At 68.1% G+C, this 15,676-nt stretch carries 12 protein-coding genes and 2 pseudogenes; 6 read left to right on the top strand and 8 right to left on the bottom strand.

The annotated features are described in order from the left end of the window. A pseudogene (locus FW784_RS07185) lies at positions 1–223 on the top strand (DUF1501 domain-containing protein); the annotation flags it as partial. Positions 224–247: 24 nt separating this feature from the next. Here FW784_RS07185 and FW784_RS07180 read toward each other — a convergent pair. Next, positions 248–1,619, bottom strand: a pseudogene (locus tag FW784_RS07180) (DEAD/DEAH box helicase); the annotation flags it as partial. Between the two features lie 428 nt (positions 1,620–2,047). On the opposite strand from FW784_RS07180, the gene FW784_RS07175 reads away from it, so the two are divergent. After that, positions 2,048–4,123 (top strand): M13 family metallopeptidase, encoded by a 2,076-nt coding sequence (locus FW784_RS07175; RefSeq protein ID WP_425481605.1) that lies wholly within the window; start codon positions 2,048–2,050, stop codon positions 4,121–4,123. A 150-nt stretch (positions 4,124–4,273) separates the two neighbouring features. Beyond that, entirely contained in the window at positions 4,274–6,292 is a 2,019-nt protein-coding gene (locus FW784_RS07170; RefSeq protein ID WP_149352672.1) for a M13-type metalloendopeptidase, read from the top strand. A 51-nt stretch (positions 6,293–6,343) separates the two neighbouring features. Here FW784_RS07170 and FW784_RS07165 read toward each other — a convergent pair whose 3' ends face one another. Together FW784_RS07165 and FW784_RS07160 are read right to left on the bottom strand one after the other, a co-directional pair. Further along, complete coding sequence (locus FW784_RS07165) at positions 6,344–7,018, bottom strand: rhomboid family intramembrane serine protease (RefSeq protein ID WP_149352671.1); 675 nt, start codon at positions 7,016–7,018, stop codon at positions 6,344–6,346. Between the two features lie 77 nt (positions 7,019–7,095). Next, complete coding sequence (locus FW784_RS07160; RefSeq protein WP_149352670.1) at positions 7,096–7,440, bottom strand: MGMT family protein; 345 nt, start codon at positions 7,438–7,440, stop codon at positions 7,096–7,098. Positions 7,441–7,475: 35 nt separating this feature from the next. Here FW784_RS07160 and FW784_RS07155 point away from each other — a divergent pair, with 35 nt between their 5' ends. Then, positions 7,476–7,886: a hypothetical protein gene (locus tag FW784_RS07155; protein WP_149352669.1), complete on the top strand. Its 411-nt coding sequence runs from the start codon at positions 7,476–7,478 to the stop codon at positions 7,884–7,886. A 180-nt stretch (positions 7,887–8,066) separates the two neighbouring features. Here FW784_RS07155 and FW784_RS07150 read toward each other — a convergent pair whose 3' ends face one another. After that, a complete protein-coding gene (locus FW784_RS07150; protein WP_149352668.1) occupies positions 8,067–9,194 on the bottom strand; it encodes an inorganic phosphate transporter in 1,128 nt (375 codons plus the stop codon). 10 nt (positions 9,195–9,204) lie between these two features. Further along, on the bottom strand, positions 9,205–9,834 hold the full coding sequence (locus FW784_RS07145) for a DUF47 domain-containing protein (protein ID WP_149352667.1): 630 nt from the start codon (positions 9,832–9,834) through the stop codon (positions 9,205–9,207). A gap of 228 nt (positions 9,835–10,062) precedes the next feature. Here FW784_RS07145 and FW784_RS07140 point away from each other — a divergent pair, with 228 nt between their 5' ends. Both FW784_RS07140 and FW784_RS07135 read left to right on the top strand, forming a co-directional pair. Then, entirely contained in the window at positions 10,063–11,382 is a 1,320-nt protein-coding gene (locus FW784_RS07140) for a hemolysin family protein (RefSeq protein WP_149352666.1), read from the top strand. Continuing rightward, the gene (locus FW784_RS07135) at positions 11,366–11,983 is read left to right on the top strand and encodes an exopolysaccharide biosynthesis protein (RefSeq protein WP_149352665.1); all 618 of its coding nucleotides are present in this window, start codon (positions 11,366–11,368) and stop codon (positions 11,981–11,983) included. The genes FW784_RS07140 and FW784_RS07135 overlap by 17 nt, the downstream gene beginning before the upstream one ends. 47 nt (positions 11,984–12,030) lie before the next feature. Here FW784_RS07135 and FW784_RS07130 read toward each other — a convergent pair whose 3' ends face one another. From FW784_RS07130 to FW784_RS07120, 3 genes are all read right to left on the bottom strand, one after another. After that, positions 12,031–14,163 (bottom strand): putative bifunctional diguanylate cyclase/phosphodiesterase, encoded by a 2,133-nt coding sequence (locus tag FW784_RS07130; RefSeq protein ID WP_149352664.1) that lies wholly within the window; start codon positions 14,161–14,163, stop codon positions 12,031–12,033. Continuing rightward, positions 14,160–15,074, bottom strand: a complete 915-nt coding sequence (locus FW784_RS07125; RefSeq protein ID WP_425481606.1) for a phosphate/phosphite/phosphonate ABC transporter substrate-binding protein — start codon at positions 15,072–15,074, stop codon at positions 14,160–14,162. Before FW784_RS07125 ends, FW784_RS07130 begins: the two co-directional genes overlap by 4 nt. Positions 15,075–15,178: 104 nt before the next feature. Next, positions 15,179–15,676, bottom strand: a 498-nt coding sequence (locus FW784_RS07120; RefSeq protein ID WP_328592714.1) for an RNA methyltransferase, incomplete at its 5' end; no start/stop codon positions are given.

Genomic DNA, 15,676 nt, shown 5'->3' with positions numbered 1-15,676 from the left:
CCTCGTCGGCGGGGCAGTGCGCGGCGGGCGCATCGCGGGCGACTGGCCGGGCCTGTCCGGGTCCGCCTTGTTCGAGGGGCGCGACCTGCATGCCACCACGGACATGCGCGCGCTGTTCAAGGGCCTCCTGGTCGACCACCTCGGCCTGTCGCGGACGGAAGTGAACGCGCGGGTGTTTCCGGACAGCGCCGGCATTGCCGCGATGTCGGGCCTGGTCAGCTAACGCTTGGGCGCAGAAGCAAGAACGCCGCCGACCCGGAGGTCGACGGCGCTCTGATGCCTTGATTCCGCCGGAGCGATCGCCGCGACGACGCGCTCCCGCGAGCTCAACTCGCGGTACGCGTGCGCCCGCCGGTGCTGCGCCCCTTCGGCGATCCGGCGTGCGCAGTCGCATGACGCGCGGCCGGCTTGCCGTGCGGACGGTGCGACGGACGCGGCGCGCCACGGTTGCCCACCGGCGGCTTGGCGTCCATGCGAAGCGCCTGCGACGGCTCGAAGCCCTCGACAATCACCTGCTTGACGTTCATGCCCAGCAGCTTCTGCACCTGCGAGAGCAGCCCGCCCTCGTCGATCGCGACCAGCGAGATCGCCTCGCCCGTGGCGCCGTTGCGACCCGTACGGCCGATGCGGTGCACGTAGTCTTCCGGGATCAGCGGCAGGTCGTAGTTGATGACCAGCGGCAGGTCCGGAATGTCGAGGCCACGGGCGGCCACGTCGGTCGCCACGAGCACGCGGCAACGCCCGGCCTTGAACTCGTTGAGCGCCTTCTGACGCTGCGCCTGGCTCTTGTTGCCGTGAATCGCGACGGCCTTGATGCCCGACTCTTCGAGCTGCTCGGCGAGGCGGTTGCAGCCGTGCTTGGTCTTGCCGAACACCAGGATCCGATCCTTGAAGCGCGTGGTCAGCAGGTGCGTGAGCAGGTCGCGCTTCTTGCCGCCGTCGACCGGATGCGCGATGTGCGCGATGGTCGAGACGACGGTATTGCGCGCGGCCACTTCGACTTCCGCCGGATTGCGCATGAACGCCATGGCGAGGCCACGGATGCGCGATTCGAACGTCGCCGAGAACAGCAGCGTCTGGCGCTGCTTCGGCACGCGGTCGACGATGCGCTTGATCGCCGGCATGAAGCCCATGTCGAGCATGCGGTCGGCTTCGTCGAGCACGAGGATCTCGACGGCGTCGAGCTTCACGGTGCCGCGCTCGAGGTGGTCGATCAGGCGGCCCGGCGTAGCGACCAGGATGTCGACGCCGCGACGCAGCATGTCCACCTGCGGGTTCATTCCGGCACCGCCGAAGATCGTGCCGGTGAACAGGCGCAGGTGCTTGCCGTAGCCACGCAGGCTCTCGGCCACCTGGACCGCGAGCTCGCGGGTCGGGACGAGGATCAGCGCGCGCGGCTTGCGCGGGCCGGCCGGTGCCGTGGTGCCCGACAGGCGGCCCAGCAGCGGAAGGCCGAATGCCGCGGTCTTGCCGGTGCCCGTCTGGGCGCCGCCGAGCACGTCACGCCCGGCCAGCACGAGCGGGATGGCCTGCTCCTGGATCGGGGTCGGGGTGGTGTAGTTCTTGTCGGCGAGTGCGCGCAGCACGGCCGGCGGGAGGCCGAGGGCCTCGAAAGTCATGGTCGTCAAATGAAACTCCGGGTACGGATATGCCGCGGACGGCTGTCCGCGGATCGACTCGAAGCTTTCCAACCGCGCTGCGAGCTGAGGATGTCACGCCCCGGAGGGATCCGGAACGTGTGTCGGCGCCGAGAAATGCGTGCGGAGACAACGCGCTGCCGCTGGTGCGGCGACCCTGGTGGGTCTGCGTGTAACCTGGAAAACGGGCCCCGGGGGGCGGTCGCCAGGCGCTGAACGAGGCGAATGGTACGTGAAAACCCACCGCCGCGCCTGCTTTCCGGCCGCACGGTTCAGGCGACCTGCATGACCTCCGGCAGGCTTCCGCCCCGGCCCGCGAGGGACTACCGTCCAGCGGGCATGCCATCCGGCGTGCCCCCGGCCGCCGCCCGCGGCGGCCGACTGAACCTGTTCCGGCTCCGGAGTCCCACGTGATTTCCAAGAAAACTGCCCTCCCTCTCGTCCTCGCCATCAGCGCCGCGCTCGTAGGCGTCGCCGCGCAGGCCGCGACGTCCGCGAATTCCGCCGGCGTCACGCTCGATACGAGCAAGCTCCCCCCCGTCAACCGCTTCGCCAAGGCCGACCTCGATACTTCGAAGGATCCGTGCACCGACTTCGGCGGCTACGTAAACGGCAAGTGGCTCGCAGCCAACCACATTCCGTCGGACCGCACGTCGTGGGGCGCCTTCGAGATGCTGGACGAGCGCAGCAACGCCGTGCAGCGCCAGATCGCCGAGAACACCGCGAAGTCCAAGGGCGCGACCGGCGTCGAGAAGATCGTCGGCGACTTCTGGTCGACCGGCATGGACACCAAGAAGATCAACGCGCAGGGCATCGCGCCGCTGAAGGGTGAGCTCACCGCGATCGCGGGCCTCGAGAACAAGGCCGAAATCGCCGACTACCTGCGCACCAGCGCGGCCAAGGGCGAAAACCTGCTGTTCGGCTTCGGCTCGACGCCCGACTACAAGAACTCGTCGATGAACATCGGCGTGGCGTTCCAGGGCGGCCTCGGCCTGCCGGACACCACGTTCTACACCGATCCGTCGAAGGCGAAGATCGTGAAGGCGTACCAGGCGCACGTGGCCAAGGTGCTGCAGCTGTCGGGCCTTCCCTCCGCCATCGCCGCCCAGCAGGCCAAGGACGTCGTAGCGTTCGAAACGCGACTTGCGAAGGCGTCGAAGTCGCGCTCGGAGCTGTCGCGCGATGCCGAACTCTTCTACAACCCGATCAGCCCCGCCGCGGCCGACAAGCTGACGCCGAACTTCCCGTGGACGACGTTCTTCAAGTCGCAGGGCATCGAGGTTCCGGCGATGTTCTCGCTGGCGATCCCGTCCTTCCACCAGGAAGTCAGCAAGATGCTCGCCGACGTGCCGGCCGCCACGTGGCGCAGCTACCTGCGCTTCCACACGGTCGACGAAGCCTCGCCGTACCTGTCGGACGCGTTCGTCAACGAGAACTTCAACTTCTACAGCCAGACGCTTCGCGGCCAGAAGCAGATCAAGGAGCGCGGCAAGCGCGTGCTTGGTGCGCTGAACGGCGCGGCGGGCGAGGCGATGGGCCAGCTCTACGTCAAGGCGGCGTTTACGCCGGAATCGAAGACGCGCATGGAGCAGCTCGTGCAGAACCTGCGCGAGGCCCAGAAGGTGCGCATCCAGAATCTCGACTGGATGACGCCGGAAACCAAGCAGAAGGCGCTGGCGAAGTGGGCTGCGTTCACGCCGAAGATCGGCTACCCCGACAAGTGGCGTGACTGGTCCGGCCTGCGCACCTCGCGCGCCAGCTACATCGGCAACGCGCTGGCCGCGAACGAGTTCAACTACAAGTGGGACATCTCGAAGATCGGCAAGCCGGTCGACCGCACCGAATGGGGCATGAGCCCGCAGACGGTGAATGCCTACTACAACCCGTCGATGAACGAGATCGTGTTCCCGGCCGCGATCCTGCAGCCGCCGTTCTTCGATGCCAACGCGCCTGACGAAATGAACTACGGCGGCATCGGCGCGGTGATCGGCCACGAGATGACGCACGGCTACGACGACCAGGGCAGCCGATTCGGCCCGACCGGCAACTTCGAGAACTGGTGGACCGACGCCGACTCGAAGGGCTTCGCGTCGCGCACCGACAAGCTGGTCAACCAGTTCAGCAGCTATGAAGTCGCACCGGGCCTGAAGGTCGACGGCAAGCACACGCTCGGCGAGAACATCGCGGACCTCGGCGGCCTCAACACCGCCTACGACGCCATGAAAAAGGCGACCGCCGGGCAGCCCGACACGATGCAGGACGGCATGACGCGCGACCAGCGCTTCTTCATGAACTTCGCGACCGTGTGGCGCCGCAACTTCACGCCGGACGAGTTGAAGCTTCGCATCACCACCGACGAGCACGCACCGGCGACGTTCCGTGCGATCGGTGCGCCGTCCAACATGCCCGCGTTCGCGAATGCGTTCCAGTGCAAGGCGGGCAGCAAGATGGTGCGTTCGGGCGACCAGCAAGTCGTGATCTGGTAACGGCATCGATCCATCGTTGAACCACGAAGGCCCGGGGCGACCCGGGCCTTCTCTATTTGCGTCGGGTGCACGTGCATCGTGACGAGTGCGTTCATTGCCCGCAGCGCGGCGTTGCTAGACTCCGGCAGGTTTCCCCATGGATGCATCGCAATGACCGCACGCCCCCTCGCCGCCGCCCTGTCCGTCGCAATGCTCGCGGTGCTGTCGATGCCGGCTGCCGACGCCGCGCCCAAGAAGAAGGCGGTCGCGAAGACGGCGAAGGTGACGGCACCGACGGCCTGCAACGACTTCTATGCGTTCGCGAACTCCGGCTGGTTGACCGCGAATCCACCGACGCCCGGCGTCGGGACCGTTTCCGCGCTGGACCAGTTGCGCCAGCGCGCGCACCAGCAGCAGATCGACCTGCTCAACGGCGCAATGTCCGCGCCGCAGGGCGCCGTGCAGAAGCTGCTCGGCGACTTCTGGGCGAGCGGCCTCGACGAAGCCGCGGTCGAGCGCGACGGTGCGAATCCGATCGCTCCCCTGCTTGCGCGCATCAATGCGATCAAGCGCGCGAAGGACATCCCGCCGGCGATCGCCGCGCTGCACCAGGTCGGCATCCCGGTCGCGTTCAACTTCAGTGCCGACGTCGACCTCGCCGATACCAACCGGCATGTGGGTTACTTCACCGAAGGCGGCATCGGCCTGCCCGACCCGGCCTTCTACAGCCGCACCGACGCCGAAACGCGCGAGGTGATGGACCGTTACCGCGCCTACGTGCAGAAGATCCTCGCGCTTACCGGCACTCCGCAGGCGCAGGTCGCCACCGAGGCGCAGCAGGTGATCGATCTCGAGACGCGCATCGCGCAGGCGGACCGCCCGCTCGCCGCGCTGCGCGACCCGCGCGCGAACTACGCCGCGGTGCCGACGTCCGGGCTCGCCAAGCAGTACAAGCGCCTGCAACTCGGCGACTTCCTGAAGGCGCAGGGTGTCACCGACGACCAGGTGTCGATGCCGAACCCGACGCTGTTCGCCACGCTCGACAACTACGTCGCCGCGATCAGCCCGGAGCAGTGGAAGACGTTCCTGCGCTGGCGTGTCGGCGACGCCATGGCCCCGTACCTGAGCAAGTCATGGCGCGACGCGAACTTCGATTTCCGCGGCCGCGTGCTGGGCGGTCAAGTCACGCCGGCCCCGCGCCAGGAATCGGTGCTGGACGCCATCAACCTTGCCGCGGGACCGATGCTCGGTCGCGAATATGTCGCGCGCTACCTGCCGGCGGCATCGCGCACGCAGGCGATGCAGATCGCGACGCAGGTGCGCGACGCGCTTTCGGCGATGGTCGACCGCGATCCACGCCTGGGCGATGCCGCGAAGACGGAAGCGAAAGCCAAACTTGCAGCGGTGTCCATCGAAGTAGGCGCCCCGCGCCGCGATCTCGACTACACCGTCCAGCCGATGGGGCGCGGCAGCTTCGGCAGCAACATGCTCATCGCGTCGACATGGCGCCACCGCGAGGAAATGCGCCGCATCGGTCGCGGCAACGCGGACCGCCGCTGGGACGTGCTGCCGCAGCAGCCCGCGTTGACCTACGACGTACCGCAGAACCGGTTGATCGTGACCGCCGCGATGCTGCAGGCGCCGGTGTTCGACACGACGCAGCCATCGGCCGCCCTGTACGGGGCGTACGGCGCGCTCGTCGGCCACGAGCTGGTGCACGCGATCGATACGCGCGGCCGGCTCATCGATTCGCACGGCGCCGCCCGCGATTGGTGGACGCCTGCGGAAAGCACGGCCTGGTCGTCGGTGCTCGGGCGCGTCGCGTCACAGGCGAATGCGATGCCCTATCCGCAGCTGACCGGCGTGCGCGTCAACGGCATGCTGGTCGGCGACGTGCTCTTGGCCGACCAGGCAGGCGTCGAAATCGCACAGGCCGCGCTGTTGGCGGCCCAGCCGGGCGCACCGAAAGAAGTGATGCAGGCCTTCTACACCGGCTGGGCCCACCTGTGGCCCGAGCAGCTTTCGGTGGACGAGGCCACGGCGCGGGCGGCGAGCAGCGCCTATCCGCCGGGTCGCTGGCGGACTGACCTGCCGCTGATGAACCAGCCCGCATTCGGCACCGCGTTCGCCTGCAAGGCCGGCACGCCGATGCAGCCCAAGCCGGACGTCCAGGTACGACTCTGGCCTTGATCGAGGCGTGCAAGTGAATGGAAAACGCCCGCTTCGGCGGGCGTTTTCGTGTCAGCGCACGATGCGGATGTTCGGCGGCCGCGGCCGCGTGCCGCGCGTCGGCGGCCGCCGGCGCCAGTGGCGAATCAGCAACCACCCGAACAGCATGCCGCCCAGATGTGCGAAGTGCGCGACACCCGGCATCGTGCCCGTCACGCCCATGGTCAGCTCGAGAACGCCGTACAGGATGACGAGCGTTCGCGCCTTCATCGGAATCGGCGGGATCAGCAGCATCACGCGCTGGTTCGGGAACAGCACCCCGTACGCGAGTAGCAGGCCGAAGATGCCGCCGGATGCGCCGACCGTCGGATACGCATCGCCGCCGTTCAACATCGTCGCGTAGCCGACCGCGAGCTGGCACAACGCCGCGCCGAGCACGCACGTGAAGTAATAGGCGGCGAAGCGCTGGCGCCCCCACACGTGCTCCACCTGCGAGCCGAACATGACCAGCGCGAGCATGTTGAACACCAGGTGCCCGAACGACGCGTGCATGAACGCGTAGGTCACCAGCTGCCAGGGCATGAATGCCGGCGCGGAATAGACGTCGGTACCCGCGCCCAGCGGCCAGAGCTGGAGCCTTTCGAGGATGTCGCCCAGCATCGACTCGCCCGCGAACCATTGCAGGACGAACATCAACACGTTGGCGATCAGCAGTGCGCGCGTGACGGGCGGTAGTTTGGAAAACATCGGGGCTCCTTGCGAGCCGACATGTTAGCTGCTGCACTGCAGTAAAGACGTTACCGGTGACGGCTGCCGTGCAGCGGTCAGCCCGGCGGGCCCCAGAGCGTCTCGTCCAGGGACGGCCCACGGCGCGGCATCCGAACGCGGCCGTTGGCGACCGGCACGCCCTCCGCCCGCAGCCGGGCGCATTGCTCGACGAATCCGTCCGAGTCGGGCGGAAACGCGACGCGCCCGTCCGAGCGCAACACGCGATGCCACGGCAGGCCGGGCTCCGCAACCGTGCTCAGCAGGCGCGCGACGAGCCGTGCGCGGCCGGGAAGCCCGGCACGTCGCGCCACTTCGCCGTAACCGGCCACCTCGCCCGCCGGCAACGCCCGGATCGCGGCAAGGATGCGTCGCGCAGCATCGTTCGTTCCGTCACTCGCCATCGCGTTAGCATAGAGCCCGACGAGGAGTTCCCCCCATGCGCCACTTCGAAGACATCCGCGATTATCTCGACGGCTCCGGCCACGACGTCACGCTGCACGACGACGGCATGATGTGCGTCGAACTGTCGCTGGAGCACGGAAGCCGCCACCAGGCGATCTTCCTGACGCGCGTGTCCGATGAGGACGACCGCGCCTACCTGCGCGTCAGCACCGTCGTTGCACCGATGACGGGCGTCGATCCGCGCCGCGCGCTCTCGTTCAACTGGGACAGCCAGGTCGGCCATCTGGCGATCGGCGATCTGGACGGCGTGCCACATCTGCAGCTGTGCGAAAACCGCCCGTTCGACGCGCTCGACCTTGCCGAAGTGCATCGACTCGTCCTCGAAATCGGCGGCCTCGGCGACCGCATGGAACGCTCGTTGTCGGCGGGCGGAGACCTGTTCTGAGTCGACGCCGCTGAACGTCGGTCCGCGCGATAACAACCGGTTGACGCCCGCCTAACCGGGTGCGGAGGATCGTCGCTCGCGCGGCGCTGATAACGCCGCCCACTCTTTCTGAAAGGGAGTGCGTCTCCCGCTCGGGAGGAAGAACCCCGGTGGATGGAGCCCCACCGGGGTTTTTTTACGTCAGACCATTCCGGTCCGCGCCATCAGCTCGTAGGCGAGCCAGGCGATTCCGCCGGCCGCGGGGATCGTGAGGACCCACGCCCATACCATCCGCTCCACCGTGGTCCAGCGGATCGCGTTGGACCGCTTGGCAGTGCCGGCGCCCATGATGGTCGCGCTGATGTTGTGCGTGGTGGAAACCGGGATGCCGAGCGCCGACGCCCCGAGGATCACCGCCGCGGCGCTCGCCTCGGCCGCGAACCCGTTGATCGGCTGCAGCTTCACGAGCTTGTGACCCAGCGTCTTGATGATCCGCCACCCGCCGACCGCGGTGCCGGCTGCCATCACGACCGCGCAAGCCACCTTGATCCACGTGTCGATGTCGTTGTGCGCCAGCGCGTTTGCCGATGGATGCATGAATGCGAGCCACGACGGCAGCCCGTCGAGCGTACCGGCCGACTGCGCCCCGACGAGCGCGATGGCGATGATGCCCATCGTCTTCTGCGCATCGTTCGAGCCGTGCGCAAAGCCCATCGCCGCGGCACTGAACACCTGCGCCTTGCCGAAGAAGCCGTTGACGGATCGCGGCCGCGCCGCGCGCCGGAGTACCCCACCACTGGCCGCCATTCCGGAAATGATCGCGAACAGCAGGCCCATGACCACGAAGCCGACCACGAAGCCGATCAGCGGCGACGTCACCATCGGCACTACCACCTTCCACAGCACGCCGCCGCTCTTGAACCACGGATCCTTCGGTTGCGCCCAGATGATCGCGTGCCAGTTGCCGCGCGCAGCGGCTACCGCGGCGCCTGCGAGCCCGCCGATCAGCGCGTGCGACGAGGACGACGGCAGTCCCACCGCCCACGTGATCAGGTTCCACGCGATGCCGCCGATCAGGGCGCACAGGACAAGTTGGGAGCTGACGTTTACGACGCCGGTATCGATGATCCCCGAGGCGATCGTCTTGGCAACCGCCGTGCCCCAGAGCGCGCCGACGAGGTTCGTGCCTGCGGCCAGGAAGACCGCCTGCATCGGCGAAAGCGTTTTCGTCGCGACTACGGTCGCGATCGAGTTGGCGGTGTCGTGGAAGCCGTTGATGTACTCGAAGATCAACGCGACGGCCACGACCACCAGCACGAGGGTCAGCATCGGCGTCGCCTCAGGAGTTCTTCAGGACGATTTCGTAAGCGACGACGCCGGCTTCCTGGCAGCGGTCGATCGCCTTCTCGAGGATCTCGAAGAATTCCTTGAGCAGGAACATCTGCAGCGAGTCGAGCCGCCCGGAATAGATGTCGCGATAGAGCTCGAGCATCAGGCGGTCGGCTTCGTTCTCGATCGATCGCAGGCGGTCGCTGAGCACCTTCATCGGCTCGAGCTTCAGCCCGGGCAGCGCCTGCACCATTTCCACGACAACCGCGGACGCCTTCTCGAGCATGGCCGCGCGCGGGGCGAAATCGATGCCCTGCAGGTGGGTGAGCGCCAGCGAATAGCGGTCGGCGAACTTCTCGACCTGCTTGGGGATCTTGTACAGCGCCGACCCCAGCGCCTCGATGTCCTCGCGCTCGATCGGGGTAATGAAGCTGTTCACCAGCTCCTGCCGGATCTTGTCCGACGCCGCGCGCTCGCGCTGGCGGGCCAGCTTGAATGCGTCCAGCGCCGGCTGGCCGGCCGAGGGCTCGCGCAGCATCGTGTGCAGCGCCGTGGTGCTGTCGTGGGCGGCGATCGCGGCCTCCTCGAGGAGCGCATAGAACTGCTTGCCTTGGCCGAAGATCGTCTGCAGGGAGAACATTGCGTGCCTCGCGCTGGGCGGTGGATGACAGGATTATGACGGCGCATTGTTACGCATTTCCTTCACTTCCATCTTTCGCCTTCACGATGGCGCAGTCTCGCCACCTGATAAGATCGCGCCCGTCTTGAACCCGCACCCCTTCGTTCGTCGGGGGCGGCCCGAGTCGCACGCCTCGTGCCGGCCTCGCCCGCCTTGCGCAGCGCGACCGCCCCATCCGGGAATCCGTACTTGCGCGACTTGCTGATCGTCTTCCTGCTCGTCGTCTGCAACGCCTTCTTCGCGATGTCGGAAATGGCGGTGATGACGTCGCGCAAGTCGCGCCTGCGGCACATGGCCGCCACCAGCACGCGCGCAGCGAAAGCCCTTGAGCTTGCCGAGCATCCCGAGAGCTTCCTGTCCTCGGTGCAGTTGTGGATCACGCTGCTCAGCCTGATGACCGGTTACTTCGGCGGCGAGTCCATGGGCGGGAAGATCGCGGCGCCGCTGATGTCGGTGCCGCTGCTGGCGCCGTACGCGCAGACGATCGGCTTCGTCGCCGGGTTCCTGCTGATGCTGTTCTTCTTCGGCCTGATCGGCGAGCTGGTGCCCAAGCGCATCGGCACGTTGCGGCCGGAGGCGATCGCCTCGCTTGTCGCCTACCCGATGGTGTTCTTCGCGAAATCCGCCAAACCCTTCGTGCTGCTGCTGTCCGCATCGACGCGGCTGGTTTTGCGCCTGCTGCGGCTGAGCGAAGGCAGCGGCGAGGCGGTGACGGAAGAAGAGATACGCATGCTCGTGTCGGAAGGCCACGAGCAGGGCGTGATCGACGCCGACGAACGCAAGATGATGAATCGCGTGCTGAGCCTGGGCGATCGCAGCACCGACAGCCTGATGACGCCCCGCACGCGGATCGCCTGGCTCGACGCTGCGGCCGAACTGTCGGAAAACCTGGAAGCGCTGCAGGCCTGGCCGTTTTCGCGGTTTCCCGTCTACCGCGGCAACGACCAGGACGTCATCGGCATTCTCGAATCGAAGACGCTGGTGCGCGCGATCGGTCGCGGTGAAGTACCCGACCTGTTCTCCCAGCTGCGCGAGCCGTTGTTCGTTTCCGAATCCACGCCCGCGCTCAAGCTGCTGGAAATCTTCCGCGAGGAGCAGCAGTCGCTTGCGCTGGTGGTGGACGAGTACGGCGACGTGACCGGGCTGGTCACCGTCAACGACCTGATGGGCGCGGTCATCGGCCGCATCCAGGCGGGCGAAGGCGAGGACAGCCCGACCGGCGTTGTCACGCGCGACGACGGGTCGCTCCTGGTCGACGGTGCTCTCGCGGTGGAGGAATTGCGCGACGTGCTCGGCGTCAGCGCCCTGCCCGGCGAGGACGAGCATGACTTCCACACCGCCGCCGGCATGGTGATCGCGCACTTCGGGCGCATCCCACACGCCGGCGAACACTTCGACTGGAAGGGCTGGCGGATCGAAGTCGTGGACCTCGACGGCCCGCGCGTCGACAAATTGCTGTTGCAACGCGCGCCACTGCGGCCGGACGACGAGCATGCGCGAGCGTCATAAGCGGGCCGCCGAACTCGGCACCCGCGCGTTGCTTGACACGTTCGCCCAAGGGGATCCCGCGGAAGTGCAACCCCTGGGCGGCCTGTTCGCGGGCCTGGGCGACCGCGCGTTCGGGATGCTGCTGATGGCCGCGGCAGCCCCCGCCTTCATTCCCGTACCCGGCCTGGCGGGCGGCCTGAGCGGCCCCCTCGTGATGCTGGTGGGCCTGCAATTGCTGATCCGGCTTTCGCGACCGTGGCTTCCGGGATTCATGGCGCGCCGCGGACCGCGGCGCGCGACCCTCGCGCGCCTTCGTGATCGCCTGGCGCCCTGGTTCACGCGACTGGAACGGCATGTCCGCCCGCGCATGCCTGCGATGCTGGACCACTGGCTGCCGCGACTGTTCACGGGCGTGCTGGTTTTCGCGACCGGCCTGCTGCTGACGCTGCCGATCCCGTTCACCAACTACGTGCTCGGCGTGCTCGCGCTGCTGTTCGCGTTCGCCTACCTCGAGCGCGATGGCGCGTTGATGGGCGTGGCCTGGGCCTGCGGCGTCGCGACGATCGTCGCTGCGGTCGCGCTGTCGGACCGCCTCGCCGCGCTCGTCACGCATTTCCTTTAGGCCACTCGGCCGGCGCCGCGAACGCCGCGACACGCCGCAACGCGCCGTCAGGCTGCGACGGCTTCCGCCGCCAGCGCCATGAACTCGTCGAGTTCCAGCGGATGCCCGAGCCAGTAGCCCTGCGCCAAATCGCAGCGGCGCTCGCGCAGCAGGGCGTACTGCCCTTCCTTCTCCACGCCTTCGGCCACCACGGTGATGCCCAGCGAATGCGCCATCGCGATGATCGCCGTGGTCAGCGCGAGGTCGTCCGGGTCACGCAGCACGTCGGCGACGAAGCTGCGGTCGATCTTCACCCCATCGACGGGCACGCGGCGTAGATGGCTAAGCCCGGAGAAGCCCGTTCCAAAGTCGTCGAGCCAGACCTTGACGCCGAGTGCGCGCAGCCGCGTGAGCAGCTGGCTCGCGTGCGCTTCGTCGGTGATGACGGCAGTCTCGGTGAGCTCGATATGCAGCTGCTCGGGGGAAAGCCCGGCGTCGCGCAGGCTTGCTTCCACCATCTTGGCCAGGTCGCCACTGCGCAGCTGCCGCGGCGACACGTTGACCGACACGAACAACGGCGGGTCCTCGCCACGCGCACGCTGCCAACGCTTGGCGTCGCCGCAGGCCGCGCGCATCACCTGCGGGCCGATGGTCTCGATCAGGCCGCTCTGCTCGGCGACATCGATGAACACCGACGGCGCGATCACGCCCTGTTCGTGATGCCGCCAGCGCAGCAGGGCCTCCGCACCGACGAGGCGGTGGTCGGCCAGCCGGTAAACAGGCTGGTAGACCAGGCGCAGTTCGCCGCGGTCCCACGCACCGCGCAGCTCGTTCTCGAGGTGCACGCGGCGTTCGACGGCCTCGTTCATCGCGCGGCTGAAGAAACGGTAGCAACTCTTGCCGGCGACCTTGGCCTGGTACATCGCGATATCGCCGTTCTTGAGCAGCGAGGTCGCACCATCGGCATCGTCGGGGAACAGCGTCACGCCCACCGACGTGCCGAGGAACACCTGCCTGCCCTGCACCACCAGCGGCTCCGACAGCACCTTCACGAGCCGCTCGGCGAGCCGCGTTGCCGCGGGTCGAACGTCGGTGTCCTCGACGAGGATGACGAACTCGTCGCCGCCGAAACGGGCGACGCGCGCGTCGGCGCCGCCGATCTGCGCCACGGCATCGGAAATCCGGTGCGCGAACTGCAGCAGCACCTCGTCGCCGGCATCGTGTCCGAGCGTGTCGTTGATGCGCTTGAAATCGTCGGCGTCGGCGAACAGCAGCGCGAGCTGGCGACCGGCGCCGTTGAGCGTCATCAGCCGGGCGTCGAGCATCTCGCGGAACGCGAGCCGATTGGCGAGGCCGGTGAGCGCGTCCGTGTACGCCATGCGGCGGATCTCGCGGTCGTGCCGCGCCACGCTCTGGCTCATGCGCCCGAACGCGCGCACGAGATCGCCCAGTTCGTCGAGACGGCGGCTCACGGGCAGCTCCGTCTCGAAGTAGCCCGCCTCGATCGCGCGCGCCGAATCGGCGAGCTCGCTGATTGGCCGCACCATCGTGCGCTGGATCACCGCGAGCAGTACGCCGCCGAGCGCCAGCAACGCCGCGCTGATCAGCAGGATCGCCATCAGCTGCCGCGCGCCGAGGTCGCGGATCTTCTGACCGAGCGTGCTCATCGCCGTCAGCTGGAAGTCGCGGCCTTCGCTGCGATCGAAGCCGATGCGCACGCCGCCCAGGCGCGACTCGCCGATCATCACCGGCGCCGAGACATCCAGCGTGTCCGGCGTCGATTGCGAATGCAGCTCGCGGGCGCCGATCGCTTCGTAGGCCAGCGCATCGTCCATGCGACGGCCGTAGGTGGGAATGTCGGGCGTGCCGTCGTGCAGGATGTTGCCGTCGGCATCGAACACGAGCACGTAGCGCACGCCCGGCTGCTGCAGGGTGCCCTTCGCGAGGTCGCCGACGGCGTCGAGATCGAAGTAGTACAGGGGATTGGCCAGCGACTTGGCCAGCTGGCCGGCCGCGCCTTCCGCACGCCGCCGCAGGTTGGCGTCCAGCACCTGCCCGGTCGCCTGCCGCGACATCGCTTCGACCGTGCGCTGCACCTCCTGCTGCCTCACCCAGAAAAGCAGCAGCAGAAGGCTCGCGGCGAGGATCGCGAATCCGACCATGGCGAAGAACTGCGCCTGCAGGCCGATCCGGAACCTCATTCCACATCCGCCTTGATGCGCGCGACGCCGTGGCCAATGTCGGATAGCGCACGGCTGGACGCGGGATCGATCGGCAGGAACCGCGTGGTCCCGAAGAACGCGAGCAGCGCATCGCGGGCGGACGGATCGTGCGAGGCCTGCAGCAACACTTCCCGCAGGCGCGCGGCGATCCGCGCGTCGAGATCGCGCCTTACAACCTCGATCGCGCGCGGGTAGTCGGGCGTCTGCCCGATCACGATGAGGTCGCGGCGGAATGCAGACGGGACGCGCGCGGGATTTTCCCAGTCGAGGTCACTCATGACGCCGGCATCGACCAGGCCCTTGTGCACCCAGGTCGCGATGTTGAGCTCGGACCTTGCAAACAGGTAACCGACAGTGCCCGCGCTGGGCTGGTCGTCGGGCGAAAGCAGCACCTCCAGGGACATGCCGCGATCGAGCAGCAGCCCCGCCGGCACGTAGTACGCGCTGGTCGAGGACGGCCGCTGGAACGCGATGCGCCGGCCGCGCAGGTCGGCGAGGCTGGCCAGGCCGCGGTCGCGCCGCGCGAAGAAGATGCTGTGGTAGTGGCTGACCCCGTCGCGCTCGGTGAGCAGCAGCGGGCGGGCGCCGGCGCGCTGTTCGAGCATCATCGCGGTGCCCGCGGTCTCGGTGACCCAGTCGACCCGGCCGCGGCGCATGTAGCTGGCCATCTGCTGCGGATCGCGGGCCATCAGGATCCGGCCTTCGCGAATGCCCACTTCGGCCATGCGCGGCACCACGTAATCGAGCAAGGGCTTGAGCTGCTCGTAATGCGCGGCGGGATCGTCGCTGATGCGGCCGAGTACGAGCACGCCGGACGACGGATCGGCTGCCCGCGCGGACGGGGCGATCAGGGCGAGCAGAAGGCACGCTAGGCGGATGACTCGCGTGATCAAGGCGTACGACCGGAAGGCTTCCCCGGCGAGCCTAAAGCAAAACGGACGGGAGTGGGACGGCGGTCGCGGTCCGCGGCGCGCCCTTCACGCGCGTCGGTGGCTCAGTCGGCGGGGCCGGACCGGGCGATTCCGGCCATGCGCTGCGCGTCCGCCAGCACGCCCCGAAGCAGCCGCAGTTCGCGCTCGTCAAGGCCGGTCCGGTTGAAGATGCGCCGCAGCTTGCGCATCGCGCTGTCCGGCGACCGACCCTTGTGGAAGTCGATCGCGTCCAGCGTGTCGCCCAACTGGGTGTAGAAGCCCTCCAGCTGCTCGTGCGAGGCCGGCGGGTCGCGCTGCTCCGCCGGCCCGGGCGCTTGCGTGCGCTCCAGGAAGGCGACGCGCAGCTCGTAGGTAACGACCTGCACGGCGGCCGCCAGGTTAAGCGAGCTGTAGTCCGGATTGGCGGGGATGTGCACGGCCTGGTGGCAGAGGTGCAGCTCGTCGTTCGTCAGCCCCGTGCGCTCGCGCCCGAAGACGATCGCGACGTCCCCGCCCACGACCGACCCGGCGACTTCCGCCGCCGCGACGCGCGGTGCGAGCTCCGGGAGTGCGACGCGGCG

Source organism: Cognatilysobacter lacus, assembly GCF_008274655.1.
In the GTDB taxonomy this organism is placed as follows: domain Bacteria; phylum Pseudomonadota; class Gammaproteobacteria; order Xanthomonadales; family Xanthomonadaceae; genus Cognatilysobacter; species Cognatilysobacter lacus.
This window is presented reverse-complemented; position numbering and strand designations above follow the sequence as displayed.